The organism is Photorhabdus cinerea, from assembly GCF_011189575.1.
Lineage (GTDB): Bacteria > Pseudomonadota > Gammaproteobacteria > Enterobacterales > Enterobacteriaceae > Photorhabdus > Photorhabdus cinerea.
This window is the reverse complement of the sequence record NZ_PUJW01000005.1, coordinates 1-13931: the sequence shown is the minus strand read 5'-3', so window position 1 is coordinate 13931 and position 13931 is coordinate 1. Positions and strand designations below refer to the sequence as shown.

Annotated in this window: 10 protein-coding genes and 2 tRNA genes; 6 read left to right on the top strand and 6 right to left on the bottom strand. The window is 42.1% G+C overall.

Going from position 1 to position 13931, the window contains the following annotated elements:
- Positions 1–66: 66 nt before the first annotated feature.
- Together punC and cfa are read left to right on the top strand one after the other, a co-directional pair.
- Positions 67–1278 carry a purine nucleoside transporter PunC gene (gene punC, locus C5469_RS05875; protein WP_207628793.1) on the top strand — a complete coding sequence of 404 codons (1212 nt, stop codon included), beginning with the start codon at positions 67–69 and terminating at the stop codon, positions 1276–1278.
- A 295-nt stretch (positions 1279–1573) separates the two neighbouring features.
- Positions 1574–2725: a cyclopropane fatty acyl phospholipid synthase gene (gene cfa, locus C5469_RS05870; RefSeq protein WP_166303618.1), complete on the top strand. Its 1152-nt coding sequence runs from the start codon at positions 1574–1576 to the stop codon at positions 2723–2725.
- Positions 2726–2898: 173 nt separating this feature from the next.
- Here cfa and C5469_RS05865 read toward each other — a convergent pair whose 3' ends face one another.
- Positions 2899–3876: a M29 family metallopeptidase gene (locus C5469_RS05865; RefSeq protein WP_166303615.1), complete on the bottom strand. Its 978-nt coding sequence runs from the start codon at positions 3874–3876 to the stop codon at positions 2899–2901.
- A gap of 429 nt (positions 3877–4305) precedes the next feature.
- Positions 4306–4962 carry a riboflavin synthase subunit alpha gene (locus C5469_RS05860; protein ID WP_166303612.1) on the bottom strand — a complete coding sequence of 219 codons (657 nt, stop codon included), beginning with the start codon at positions 4960–4962 and terminating at the stop codon, positions 4306–4308.
- Positions 4963–5231: 269 nt separating this feature from the next.
- Here C5469_RS05860 and C5469_RS05855 point away from each other — a divergent pair, with 269 nt between their 5' ends.
- From C5469_RS05855 to pykF, 4 genes are all read left to right on the top strand, one after another.
- Positions 5232–6605 carry an MATE family efflux transporter gene (locus C5469_RS05855; RefSeq protein ID WP_166303609.1) on the top strand — a complete coding sequence of 458 codons (1374 nt, stop codon included), beginning with the start codon at positions 5232–5234 and terminating at the stop codon, positions 6603–6605.
- Between the two features lie 171 nt (positions 6606–6776).
- A tRNA-Val gene (locus C5469_RS05850) sits at positions 6777–6853 on the top strand.
- Between the two features lie 31 nt (positions 6854–6884).
- Positions 6885–6961: transfer RNA gene (locus C5469_RS05845), tRNA-Val, on the top strand.
- Positions 6962–7414: 453 nt separating this feature from the next.
- On the top strand, positions 7415–8824 hold the full coding sequence (gene pykF / locus C5469_RS05840) for a pyruvate kinase PykF (protein ID WP_166303607.1): 1410 nt from the start codon (positions 7415–7417) through the stop codon (positions 8822–8824).
- A 92-nt stretch (positions 8825–8916) separates the two neighbouring features.
- On the opposite strand, the gene C5469_RS05835 is transcribed toward pykF, so the two are convergent.
- From C5469_RS05835 to C5469_RS05820, 4 genes are all read right to left on the bottom strand, one after another.
- Entirely contained in the window at positions 8917–9258 is a 342-nt protein-coding gene (locus C5469_RS05835; protein WP_422615850.1) for a type VI secretion IcmF C-terminal domain-containing protein, read from the bottom strand.
- Between the two features lie 635 nt (positions 9259–9893).
- Positions 9894–10979, bottom strand: a complete 1086-nt coding sequence (locus tag C5469_RS05830) for a T6SS immunity protein Tli4 family protein (RefSeq protein ID WP_166303604.1) — start codon at positions 10977–10979, stop codon at positions 9894–9896.
- The gene (locus tag C5469_RS05825) at positions 10972–12582 is read right to left on the bottom strand and encodes an esterase/lipase family protein (protein WP_166303601.1); all 1611 of its coding nucleotides are present in this window, start codon (positions 12580–12582) and stop codon (positions 10972–10974) included. Before C5469_RS05825 ends, C5469_RS05830 begins: the two co-directional genes overlap by 8 nt.
- Before the next feature lie 3 nt (positions 12583–12585).
- The coding region (locus C5469_RS05820) for a DUF2345 domain-containing protein (RefSeq protein WP_166303599.1) at positions 12586–13931 on the bottom strand (1346 nt) is incomplete at its 5' end.

Genomic DNA, 13931 nt, shown 5'->3' with positions numbered 1-13931 from the left:
ACAAATGTTCTTATCTACTTACCACAGCAAGTTATTTCAATCATGACATCCAAAGAGAATAATCAAATGAAAAACTCAAGTCAGTTCATGTTCTACCTTGCAGGCTTGAGTATGCTAGGTTATCTGGCTATTGATATGTATCTGCCAGCTTTCGGCTCTATGCAACAAGAATTAGGTACGTCGGCTGGAGCAATCAGTGCCAGCCTGAGCATCTTTCTTGCAGGTTTTGCCTTTGCTCAGCTTCTATGGGGACCTCTTTCCGATCGCTTTGGAAGAAAGCCTATCATCATCATCGGGTTATCAATATTTTCTATTAGCTGTCTGGGCATGATTTGGATAACAGACGCCTCTCAACTTTTAGTGTTGCGTTTTATCCAAGCCGTAGGTGTTTGTTCAGCTGCCGTCTCATGGCAAGCACTCGTTATTGATCGTTATGATAGCAATCGTACCAAACGCGTTTTTGCAACGATTATGCCTCTGGTTGCCCTTTCCCCTGCTCTGGCGCCTTTGATGGGAGCATGGCTGTTACAACATGGCGGTTGGCGCATAATCTTCCTGGTATTAATGGCAATGACACTCTTGCTACTGTTATCGACTCTATTCCTGCAAGAAAATCGTAGAAAGAGTCAGGCTCAAACGCAGACGAGTAATGTATCTTTCTTTACGTTACTTAGATCACCGATGTTCAGTGGCAATGTTCTAATATTTGCATCATGCAGCGCTGGCTTTTTTGCCTGGTTAACAGGCTCGCCTGTTATTCTTAGTGAGATGGGATATAACCCGAATGACATAGGTCTGAGTTACGTACCACAAACATTGGCCTTTATGATAGGAGGTTATGGGTGCCGCAGCATTTTAACTAAAATAAAAAGTGAGATTGTTTTCCCTTATCTATTGGCTGGTTATGCTGTCAGCATGATTGCACTGTATTTCATTGCAAAATTCAGCGAACCTACCCTGCTCATAATTCTGATACCTTTCTGTTTTATGGCAGCAATGAATGGTGCTTCATATCCGATAGCGGTAGCAAATGCTTTATCCGCTTATCCACAAGACAGTGGAAAAGCAGCAGCATTGCAAAATACGCTTCAATTAGGGCTTTGTTTTATTGCTAGTCTGATTGTTTCAGCATTTATCGACAATCCACTTATCGGCAATCCATTGGTATCAACAACAGCGGTTATGGCTTCTACCATTGTGTTAATGTCATTAGGATATTTTATACAGTGGAAAAAAAAACCTGACCGCTGCATGCAAGCTACTGAACAACATTCCTGACATTAATCAAAGTATTAATCAAATAAAGACTGTTAATATTCAATTAATTACAGTCTTTATTTATTAATTGATGAAACAATTTTACGCTTTTATACTCATACTAATTCCTTATTCTAAATTCTGATAATCTGGAATTTGAGGTTTTCAGGAGCAATGGCCGCTCTGATTAAACTTATGGATTAGTCATATTTAGGGTTTTTCGCTTTAACGTTTTGCATCTTGCGTTCTCGCATTCTGCTTTAATTAGCTAAAACGAGCTCCTCAATAATTCCATCACCTTAACGTTGGAGAGTATATGAGTTCATCCTATATCGGAAACCAGCAAGTCGTCACTAACTCCTGGCAGAAGATTGCCAATGAAATGCTACAAGAAGCAGGTATACAGGTTAATGGTCACAATCCTTATGATATCCAGGTAAAAAATCCTGACTTCTATAAAAGAGTTTTACAACAGGGATCAATGGGATTAGGTGAAAGTTATATGGATGGCTGGTGGGATTGTGAACGGTTAGATATTTTCTTTTATCGCGTTTTACGCTCTGGATTAGAAAATAAAATGCCTAATAGCCTCAAAGACATACTAAAAATCGCAATAACCCGTTTGCGTAATCTGCAAACCCCAAAACGGGCATGGATTGTAGGTCATAAACATTATAATTTAGGTAATGATCTTTTCACCCGTATGCTTGACTCTCATATGCAATATTCCTGTGGATACTGGAAGCAAGCTGAAACACTGGAACAAGCTCAACTTGATAAGTTGAAACTCATTTGCGAGAAATTAGAACTCTCTCAAGGGATGACCCTGCTGGATATTGGTTGTGGTTGGGGGGGATTATCCGCTTATGCTGCAAAAAACTATGGTGTTTCCGTAACAGGTGTAACCATCTCTACGGAACAACAGAAATATGCACAGGAACAATGTACTGATCTGGACGTAAACATTATTCTGACAGATTATCGGAAATTACATCAGCAGTTCGACAGGATTGTTTCTGTCGGTATGTTTGAACACGTCGGGCCTAAGAATTATTCAACTTACTTCGAGGTTGTTAAAAGAAACCTGAAACCTGATGGCTTATTCCTGTTGCATACCATTGGTTCCAGCAGAGATAAAATCAGTGCTGATCCGTGGGTTAGCAAATATATTTTCCCTAATGGTTGTATACCTTCTATTGAACAAATAGCACATACTAGTAAAAGCCATTTTGTTATGGAAGATTGGCATAATTTTGGAGCAGATTATGACCGCACATTGATGGCTTGGTATGAACGGTTTATTGCCAGTTGGCCTGAAATACAAGACAACTATAACCCAAGATTTAAACGTATGTTCAGCTATTACCTAAATGCTAGTGCAGGTGCATTTCGTGCCCGCGATATTCAACTATGGCAGATAATGTTCAGTCAAAAAGGTATTGAAGGTGGATTACGAGTCACCCGCTAATTAATCAAAGGCTACAGTGGAATACCGCTGTAGCTTCTAATTAACTAAGTTTAAACAATATAAGAAATCGATTTCAGATCTTTAAATATTAAAAGGAGGATTTTGATATGATTATACTGTTTAAATACTTATGAAAATAATTTCTTTAATATTAAAAATATAATCACCCTTCGCTATCTAAAATAACCAATATAACCATTATCAAAAACGGTTGTTTGATCAAACGCGATTTTTCCATTAGAAAAGATCAAATCTAAATGATGGCTTCCCTTTACTCCACCACCTAAACCAAGATGTAAACCAGGATGCCTTTCTTCAAAACCCGCATTTCTGCCGTAGAGTGATTTAACTCCCGTGTTGGTACCAATACCAAACTCTTCAACAATTCTATTACTGTGATTATGATTTAGATATAAATTAAAATCCCGGTTGAATTCAGCATTGTCACAATCAAACCCAATAATTTCACCATTCTTTATATTTATAGTCATCATATCATTGACAACCCCATATTTTATGGCAAATGGTGCAGTACTCAAAAAGGTACCACTGAAACTAACGTTGCCATTAAGGTTCTTTATATGACTCGCTATTTCTCCAGGAACAACATCAGGATTTCCACTTCCATCAATAGAAGTCCATTTATGATCTTTATCTAAATAACCTGTAATTGAATTCCCTTTATTATCCGTATATTGAATTTTTTGCGATCGATTCAATAGTTCAATAAGTTTTTTATTTCTTTCTGCTATTGATTCTTGTAACTCGCTAAATGCTTCAATGAAATGAGAACCATAATCTTTAAATAGTACTGATTTTTTCCATGATTCAGTAATAAAGCGTTTTATTTTAATTAAATATTCCGGACCTTGTGGAGATACATTTTTTAATGTTGATGATGCGTAAAGAAAAATAAATAAATCGCAATCGGATATTTTCTGTTTTACATCATCAACAGATGCTTCTTCTAAAAAAATAAAATCGGATTCTACTTTGAAATTCTTTTCGTACACATGCATTTTTTGCGCAATATCACCATGTTCAATATCAGATCCAATAAATAAGTTGATGCATTCATCATTTCTTACTTTATCCGAAATTGCAGGATGGTACGATAAACAGCGATACATATTTCCGAGACTTCTATCCATAAGAGCAATCCTGTTTATTTTTAAGTAAGGGGAAACTCCCCTTACTTTATATGACTAATAACCGTTAAGGCCAAAGGGCCGTACCGAAAGGTACGACAGCTTGTGCATTCATCATTTCAACAGCATCATCATGTGTAGGTTCTTCAAGCCACTCATCTAACTCAAGTGTGTTTTCCATACAATAGCCTCTAAAAATACAGTGATACGGTTAACTTGCACTTTGCAAGAAGAAAAATTAACAATATAATAACAAATAGCAATTATATTAATTAACATAATACACAAGATACTGCAATAGAAATCACAAAGCTTCATCTCTTCATCATCGATAAGCTCAACGATTCTTCGGTACTGACTTAATGACACATCCTTATCAGCTTAAAGTTTAAAGCTACAAGAACACCCTGTAGCTTTTCATTTATTTATCAACTATTCATCAAGAACAATCACTGGATGTTGAGCGATAATTTTTTCCTGCTCTTTCTGAGCAAGAACCCGTTCTACGGTATCAACGATCGCCTGAGTCTGAGGATCAATCTCAATATTCACTTTCTGACCAAGACGTTTTTTACCCAATGCTGTGCGTTCCAATGTTTCAGGAATAAGGTGAACACAAAAACGATTATTGACCACATCACCAACTGTCAAACTAATGCCATCAATGCCGATGAACCCTTTATGCAGGATATATTTCATCAACTGCTTATCGTGGATACGAAACCATATTTGATGATTATTTTCTGAAGTGAAAATCTTGGATATCTCAGCAACAGTGACGATATGACCGGACATCAAATGCCCGCCAATTTCATCACCAAATTTAACCGCCCTCTCCAGGTTTACATAATCCCCTACCTGTAAATCACCCAGATTGGTCAGGCGCAGAGTCTCTTTCATTAAATCGAAACTGATCTTATCACCTTCTACTTTGGTCACTGTCAGACAACAACCGTTATTGGCAACTGACGCTCCCGTTTCAATGCCTGGCAATAACTCAGCCGGGAATTTAACCACATGAGTCCGGAAATTATTTTTTTCATCAACAGCAACCAATAGTGCCTTTCCCTGAACGATACCAGTAAACATAAGAGAACCTCTTAATACCATGTAAAATTACTAATTAGTTTATATCAAGTTGCCATTTATAAATACTACACGAGCATTTTGAATGTAGACATCCTATTACTGGTGGGTGACGGTTACCTACCCTAAACGGAGTATCACCGCATTCCTTGCCAAATAGTATTAAACAGATACAATACTATGGTTAGTTAAACGATTGATTTTTCAAAAATCGTTTCTCATATACAGGAGTTTTCCTTAACATTTTCTACTTTATAAATAAGGTGTAATACGTGCAGAAGTATTTAAAAGAAGCGCGTAATCTGCTTGCTCTAGGTATCCCTGTCATCATTGCCCAATTCTCACAAACTGCGATGGGAGTTGTGGATACGGTTATGGCAGGTAGCGTCAGTGCAACAGATATGTCCGCAGTTGCTGTTGGTACCTCTATCTGGCTACCAGTTATCTTATTTGGTTATGGCCTGCTAGTGGCCTTGACACCAATTATTGCGCAAATGAATGGTTCTGGTCGTAGAAAAATGATTGCGAACCAAACACAACAAGGATTTTGGTTAGCGACTTTTCTCTCAATCATAATTATTGCTATTCTATACAACTGTAAATTTCTAATTGATAAACAACACAATATAGATCCGCTTTTAGCAGAAAAAGCCGTTGGATTTATCCACGCAATAATGTGGGGCGCGCCAGGTTACCTGTTTTATCAGGTACTTCGTAATCAATGCGAGGGTTTGTCGAAAACCAAACCAGGAATGATTATTAGTTTTTTAGGATTATTAATTAACATCCCGATTAACTACATATTCATTCACGGTAAATTCGGCGCTCCTGCTCTGGGTGGTGTTGGCTGTGGTGTTGCTACCGCTAGCGTTTACTGGGCCATGTTTCTTTTAATGCGTTTATATGTGAAACATTCATCATCACAAAAAGATATCCGCCCTGTGCGTCGTTTTGTGGCACCAGAATGGCATACCCTGAAACGTATCTCAGCTCTCGGTTTGCCTATTGCTATGGCAATGTTTTTTGAAATTACTCTATTTGCGATAGTGGCATTATTGGTCGCCCCTTTAGGAGTTACCGCTGTTGCAGGGCATCAGATCGCCCTGAATTTCAGTTCATTGATGTTCATGTTTCCAATATCTTTAGGCATTGCAGCGACTATTCGAGTGGGATACAACCTGGGACAAGGATCTATTGAGAGCGCCCGTATATCAGCTTATACCGGTATTGCCGTAGGTTTGATGTTCTCCTGTTTTACCGCAATCTTTACTATCATTCTGCGAGAACCGATTGCCTTGATGTATAACGACGACCCTGAAGTTGTCATCATGGCGTCACATCTGATGCTGTTTGCCGCTTTCTACCAATTATCAGATGCAATACAAGTTGTTGGTACTGGTGTCTTACGTGGATATAAAGATACACGATCTATCTTCTATATCACTTTCAGCTCTTATTGGATTCTGGGGCTACCAAGTGGTTATATTCTGGGATTAACCAACTACATTGTTCCTGCTATGGGGCCAACAGGATTCTGGATCGGCTTTATTCTTGGCCTGACCGCATCAGCAATAATGATATCCTTCCGTATGTTATGGATACAAAAACAATCAGATGAGATAATTCTGCAGCGCTCAGCCCGTTGATTTGTTTTCTATAAAGCCGGGGACGAATATTTTTACTGTAGGAATAAACGACAAATTCACTGTAAAAGATGCAAATACGAGCAGTTAAACAATAATTTGTATTATTCCCCTTGCAAGAAGGCTAACTGGCCGCTAACATTCGTCCCCGCTGTCACCAATGCAATTTAGATTGCGTCCGTAGCTCAGTTGGTTAGAGCACCACCTTGACATGGTGGGGGTCGGTGGTTCGAGTCCACTCGGACGCACCAGATTGGTTGGTTGATAGTCTCTCTTCTTAGTGCGTCCGTAGCTCAGTTGGTTAGAGCACCACCTTGACATGGTGGGGGTCGGTGGTTCGAGTCCACTCGGACGCACCAAATCTTTAGAACCAATCCTTTATTTCAGCGTCTTAATGGCGGAAAGATCGTTTTCTGAAATGAGATAACTCGTTGATTTTTTAGATAGAAATCACACTATAAGTCATAACTTCCTGCTGCAATTTGTGCCATTTTCTGGTTTTACTGTTATAATTAATCTACACAATCATTTTTTAATTCATTTAACAAAAATAACTCTTTATAATACGGCGCAATTTATAGTTGAATGGTTTCAGCACATTAATTTACGAACACTGAAAAATCACAGATTGATAGTACGTATATGCTCGTATAGTTACATGTGTCTACCTCACACAAAAAGATACCGCATATCTTCTCCGTCACCTGTCCTTAATGGTATTGCGCAACTTTCAGCACAAGATGATATCTGCGCAAACCATAAAGTTGACGGCTCACTATTTTCATCCATTAAAAACCTGTAGATAAATTGTCATGAAAAAAACCAAAATTGTTTGCACTATCGGACCAAAAACAGAATCCGAGGAAAAACTGGCTGAATTGTTGAATGCTGGCATGAATGTTATGCGTCTCAATTTTTCACACGGAGACTATGAAGAACACGGTCAGCGTATTCAAAACATTCGCTCAGTTATGACTAAAACAGGTAAGCAAGCAGCTATTTTGCTGGATACTAAAGGCCCTGAAATCCGCACCATGAAGCTGGAAGGCAGTAATGATGTTTCCCTGACTGCGGGTCAAACTTTCACTTTTACCACCGATACTTCAGTTATCGGTAACAAAGACCGTGTTGCTGTCACTTACAGTGGCTTTCCTGCTGATTTAGCGCCGGGTAACACAGTTCTGGTTGATGATGGCTTAATCGGCATGACAGTCAAAGAAGTCACTGAGTCAGAAGTCATTTGTCAAGTTCTGAACAATGGCGACTTGGGTGAAAACAAAGGTGTTAACCTGCCAGGTATTTCTATCAGCCTGCCTGCCTTAGCAGAGAAAGATAAACAAGATTTAATCTTCGGTTGCCAACAAGGTGTTGATTTCGTTGCCGCTTCTTTTATCCGTAAACGCTCTGATGTTCTGGAAATCCGTGAACATCTAGAAGCCCACGGCGGTGAAAATATTCAAATCATCTCTAAGATTGAAAACCAAGAAGGTCTGAACAACTTTGATGAGATCCTGGCAGCTTCTGACGGGATTATGGTTGCCCGTGGTGACCTGGGTGTTGAAATCCCAGTGGAAGAAGTTATCTTCGCCCAGAAAATGATGATTGAAAAATGTAACATGGCTCGCAAAGTTGTGATTACTGCAACTCAAATGCTGGATTCCATGATCAAAAATCCGCGCCCTACTCGCGCAGAAGCGGGAGACGTTGCTAACGCTATTCTGGATGGTACTGATGCTGTTATGCTTTCCGGTGAAAGCGCAAAAGGCAAATATCCCGTAGAAGCGGTGACTATCATGGCAACAATTTGTGAGCGTACAGACCGAGTCATGCCAAGCCGTATTGAAGCTGTCAATTGCCGTAAACTACGCGTAACCGAAGCGGTATGCCGTGGAGCGGTTGAAACCGCAGAAAAACTGGAAGCACCTTTGATTGTGGTTGCAACATATGGTGGTAAATCTGCCAAATCTGTCCGTAAATACTTCCCAGGTGCCCCTATTTTGGCGTTAACCACGAATGAAGTAACAGCACGTCAATTGCTTCTGGTTAAAGGTGTTTCTACGCAAATCGTCAAAGAGATCGCATCAACTGATGACTTCTACCGTATCGGTAAAGAAGCGGCACTGGCTAGCGGTTTGGCAAAGAAAGGCGAAATCGTGGTTATGGTATCTGGCGCTCTGGTTCCAAGCGGTACAACCAACACCTCTTCTGTTCACGTTCTTTAATTTAATATTTGGCTTTATTTCTGAAACACCGCATGTTTGCGGTGTTTCTCTTTCAGATCTAGCTTTCCTTGCTTATGTGATACAACACCTGATTATTCTTCCTCCCAATCTTCATCAGTTGTCACGGCTTGCATCTCCTTACCCGGAGTAACCTCAAAAATCTCCTTCGGCAACGTAAATCCCCGCAGTTTCAGCAACGCCAGCGGTCCCCGGCCCACTTCCGTGCGTAAAATCCACGTCAGCGGCAAACCATCCGGGGCCACAAACGTTAACCGATAACGGCTCTCATCCAGCCTCTCCGCTTTCGCCCGTTCCAGCCAGCGGACCAGCCCCCAGTTCCCCTGATAATCCCCAAATAAACATGACCCCGCATTCACACTGGCCCAAGTCAGCATTACCCCCGGTCTGTATGTCTCTCTCGGCCAGCTCATCATGATGACTCGACATCATGATGAAGCATTGAATTCAATATATGACACCCACAGGGGGTATCACTTAAACAAATCCTACCAGACATGGTGATATCCTCTATTGGTTATCAAAATAACCCTAAATAAATCATCAGGTATCTGGAAATCATCTGTTATACCGGGATACTTCGTTATTAATTTTGATTTTAATAGCTCCATACTTTTAACCATTGAATTAAAAAATAAATAAGCGGCCCACTCAGTAATACCGCCACCGGGATTAAGAACAGGAGACGTTTGTATTTCTTTTGCTTAATACATTTGACAGTCTGATAAATGACAACGCCATCAATCATCACTATAAACGGCCAGGCATAATAGAAAACAAGGAAAATACAGATTAATACCGTATCCCAAAAACCAAAGTGGATCACATTGAACCTCTCATTAATTCATTATTTAAAAAACAACCTTCCACAGAGAAAACAGCCACAGTTGCCAATAAAATCAGGCAGATATTCTTTATTCAATCTTTACCCATGCACAATCTTCACCCTTAAACGAACAGTGAATCATCAGGCTTTATCATTCTGATTCACCTTGATTCCCGTTATCCTGACATGCTTATCAGGATTTTAATTTAAAGCCTATTTTTATCGCTATTTGAAAGCGCCCGGCCTGACTCTGACGGTCTGGCTAATTGCATCCCAGAACGCCACTATTTCATTCTGGGTATAAGCCGTTGGCAACTCTCCATTGTTCATTACCGTCAAATCAAATACCGGTGTTTTTTTTCCGCCAGTTTTCTCATTGGTTAATAATGTAAACTGATAACGCGGATCATCACTATTCTGCTGTAATCCCACCGCCAATAATTCCTCGGTATCCAGCCCATTAATCTTTCTAACTCCTTTACGGAAAATATGCCCCCGGTACAGGGCCGCTTTAATTACACTAAGGCGCTCCAGCATACTGTCGTCTTCCTGAATATAATTATTTGTCATCATCGTGACATTCAAATAATTATCCGGCCTGGCTTTATACCATGCCTGTATACGTTCCTTATCCCTTTGGTTATCAGCAATAAACGCATTGGAAATACAACTTCCCGCCGTCGTCGGAATTTCTGTTTCTGCACGTCCCTGTATACGGGATAATAAATCCCTCAATGTAACTAAATCTTTCTGAGTTGTATTGGCATATACAGCAGGGTAGGATGCCCTGTCTTTATCATAGCGAGCGGCTGAACCATTTGTCGTCTCCATTTCTACCTTAATTGCTACCCCATTACTGTACAAGTAAGCCTCCAGTACTCTGAATGCATCATCAACGCTTACATTTTCTATGCGTTCAAAAATAATCCCTTTCATCCCCTGAGGGACAGAATAAATATTCTTTAAATAGGGCATATTAATGTCCTTCGTTATTCTTGTCTGCCGTAATGCCTGCTCCCGCAATTGGATACGTTGTTCAAAAGCAGGCAAATAGAGCCGTTGAGTTTCCACCCGATTCTTGTTCACCCAAACAGCACCATTGAGGGTATTATTGTACGCTTCCGGCAAATCAACCAAATACCGGCCAATGCAACGGGTTTGTAAGTTTGCTAATAATTTGTCCACAGCTAATTGTTCCTTCTGATTTAATACAGTATGTGGGGGATAGGGTTGCAACCGACGCCACACCCCGTAAAACACCAGCACAAGCAGGCTGGCAATCGAAATAACAAGTACTTTTTTTCTATTCATCTGGGTAGGCCAGAGAAGTTTGTTTAATAGATTGTGCTATCTTGACAATCGCTCGCAGGGTAAAAAAACGCGTTTTGTCGGTATCATAGGCATCTTCATGCTCAACCTCCGCCCCCAATATTGAACGCAGGCCGCTAGCGGTAAACTTCCCTCCCTGAACGGGTACAGTGCCATCACCCGGCTCCTGTGGGTCCGCTATAGCAAAAGTCTGTATTAGAGAATAGTCACTGTCAGGGTATATTGGATATCTGACACTGCGCATATCTGAAAATTCGGCACCAGCCGGGTCAAATATCGGGCTATTAAATGCCCGTTCAGGATTACTTGGTCGATTAAAATAATCTTTACGGGCTACCCAGCGGACGGTGCCATAAGAGCGGTGTTTCGTGCTGTTACCATAAAAAGCATAGGTATTGCTGTGGTAACAGTCAGTTAATTCTTCTATAAAACTACGCACATCTTTTCTGATTATTTTTGTAAAGTTCTCCCAATCTGCCTGCATTACCGCCCGGTTTTTTGCCTTATTTTCCGGGTTAATGAAACGCTCTTCGCATAACCCCCACCACTTATCGCGCTGTAAGTAAATTTCTTCATAAGGGTCACGCTCCGGTAAGCTATGACGTGTATTTCCATCATCAATCTTCAACCACCACTTGCCGTATCTCAGACCGGGCAACAACTGGAGTGGTCCCGGTGACTGCGCCATCACGGCAGTAAACTGTGCACCATCTTTACCTATCACTAATCCAGCTAAGCTAGCTTCGCCCGTTTTCATACGCTTATAGGCCGTCGGCGCACCAAATGTCGGCATCACACCATGCACAATCCCCAGAATCTTATTACATCCCCCCAATATTTCTGAATAGTGACGCGCTACCAGCCCCCCCATTGAATGCGTGACCAGTATCACCTTTTCACAAGGCTGACCCCGCCGTTTATAGCCCGTAACTACCTGATGAATATAGCCCACCAATTGCTTTGCTGACTCTACATTAGACTGAAGCCAGTTATACCCCATCACATGAACCGGAAACTGATACTGATAACTCAGCTTAATTTCATCCCGTGTCAGTCTGGCTTCCCCTGTCTCAGCCTGTAAATCCATAAACTCCAGTTGCTGACGCAATGTCTTTTCACCATTACTTTCCAGCCGGTTTTTCAATAAATCATCCTGATCATCCAGCGCTGCCTGAAGCCAGGGCAAAAACTTGCCGTAACTCATATAGGCTACCTCCCCCCAGCCCCGCTCTTTCCGCGAAGAAAACTTGGGGCATTCTTTATCATTGTCATCCACCCTTCCCCGTGAATCGACAACAGTGTTTTCAGGATCAAGTAACTCTTTTCGCTCTTTTGCGCCCTTGAAAACCCAATCCATCAAAGCACCCACTTTGGTGTTTAAACACCAAACTGACGTTCCATTTTGATCCTGCAAATTACTCCCCATCACCCCGGGTAGGAAAATCACCGGGATCACCCGGTTTGGCACCTTGTAACAGATGGCTTTCAGATTTTTTTCACTGGGCGCGTTAACTAACGGGTAATACAACCTGCCATGTTCGTCATAAACAGGGGTAACAATCACTTTTTCTGATGAATCTTTCATCAATCACTCCTTATCTTCTGTTAAATAGAATTTCATTTTTTCCACACCTAATTGCTGCTGTTTAGCGGTTTCACCGTCAGAGCCTGTCGCTAAGGATTGCCGGCTATTGTCCTGGTTGTGTAAAAGCCCGCTTTGGCTATTTACGGGTGAATCATCAAAAGCCCAGAGTACCTGCGGTGTTATAGAAAAATCCGTGGTCTCACGTTGGGAAGCCATCTGATTAAAACTCTGTCCACCAAACTTCTGCCATGTCCCTGCCCGCTGGATAATGTGAGCCGGGGCACCACATTCCACCTGTCCGTCGCCAATACGGATATATCCCCCACCACAAGTCAGCAAAATCTCCTGTTTTGCACTGATGATCACTTTGCCCTCATGACTGCTTACTGTGATATCTTTCAATGCCTCCAGCCCCATTGCATCACCCTGCGCCTGAATCTCTACCCGGCCCCAACTGGCAAACAGTTTGATCCCCAGTTTTTCAGCAAACAGGCTGATCATCCCACCGGCAGCCACCGTGAATTTTTTCAGTACGCTGAAATCGGTACTTTCCCCACTGGTGACCATCACATTGTCCCCCGCAGAAAGCTGGAGGCTTTTTGCCGTCGTCTGGGCAATCCCCTCCGGCGCAGAAAGTAACAACGCGGATTTTTTCAGTTCCGTTAAGGTGTCACTCAATAACGCTTTTTGTTGCTGCAAATCCGCTAATTCAGCGTTGGCCGTTTCAGCGGCACCCCGTAATGCCGCCGTTAACGCCTGCGCTTGCTGTAACTGACTGATTGCCGCCTGCATCTCCAGCACCGGTCCCCCGGCTTTAGCCTGTTCATCCGCACTGATAAACAACCCCTTACCCGCGCGGAGCACCCCCCAGCTATCGGTGCGCAGTTCAAAGCCCTCGCCCCGTTTCTTCGGATGCGGGCGCTGACCATCGACAAGATGCCCCAGATTCAGCTGGCTCTTACCGCCGTATTCAGTACTGAGTTTGATGTGCTCTTTCCCGCGCTCGTCATCCATCCGCAGTTTGTTATTCGCCGGGGTACGCAGCACGTTACGTTTGTAGTTATAAAATGCGACGTGATCCGGGTGTTTCGAGTCGTGCAGCGCGTGAGCGATATAGGGCCGGTCCGGGTCGCCCCCTTCAAACGCAATCGCCACTTCCGTCCCCGCCAGCAACGGCCAGTGAAAACCGTAGGTGTCCCCCGCATAGGGCCGGGCCAACCGCACCCACAGGCTTTCTCTCCCCTGCGGCCAGCTCGCCCGGTCAAAGTCAAATGACACCCGATACAACCCGTCTTTGTCGATATCCCCGTACTGGTCGTTCACAACCGCACTGGTCACTCTGGCCGGTA

Bases quoted from the DNA above. Each gene is read 5' to 3' on its own strand.
- C5469_RS05825 (WP_166303601.1), bottom strand. From the start codon at position 12,582: ATGAAAGATTCATCAGAAAAAGTGATTGTTACCCCTGTTTATGACGAA.
- cfa (WP_166303618.1), top strand. From the start codon at position 1,574: ATGAGTTCATCCTATATCGGAAACCAGCAAGTCGTCACTAACTCCTGG.
- C5469_RS05835 (WP_422615850.1), bottom strand. From the start codon at position 9,258: ATGATGAGCTGGCCGAGAGAGACATACAGACCGGGGGTAATGCTGACT.
- C5469_RS05865 (WP_166303615.1), bottom strand. From the start codon at position 3,876: ATGGATAGAAGTCTCGGAAATATGTATCGCTGTTTATCGTACCATCCT.
- punC (WP_207628793.1), top strand. From the start codon at position 67: ATGAAAAACTCAAGTCAGTTCATGTTCTACCTTGCAGGCTTGAGTATG.
- C5469_RS05860 (WP_166303612.1), bottom strand. From the start codon at position 4,962: ATGTTTACTGGTATCGTTCAGGGAAAGGCACTATTGGTTGCTGTTGAT.
- pykF (WP_166303607.1), top strand. From the start codon at position 7,415: ATGAAAAAAACCAAAATTGTTTGCACTATCGGACCAAAAACAGAATCC.
- C5469_RS05830 (WP_166303604.1), bottom strand. From the start codon at position 10,979: ATGAATAGAAAAAAAGTACTTGTTATTTCGATTGCCAGCCTGCTTGTG.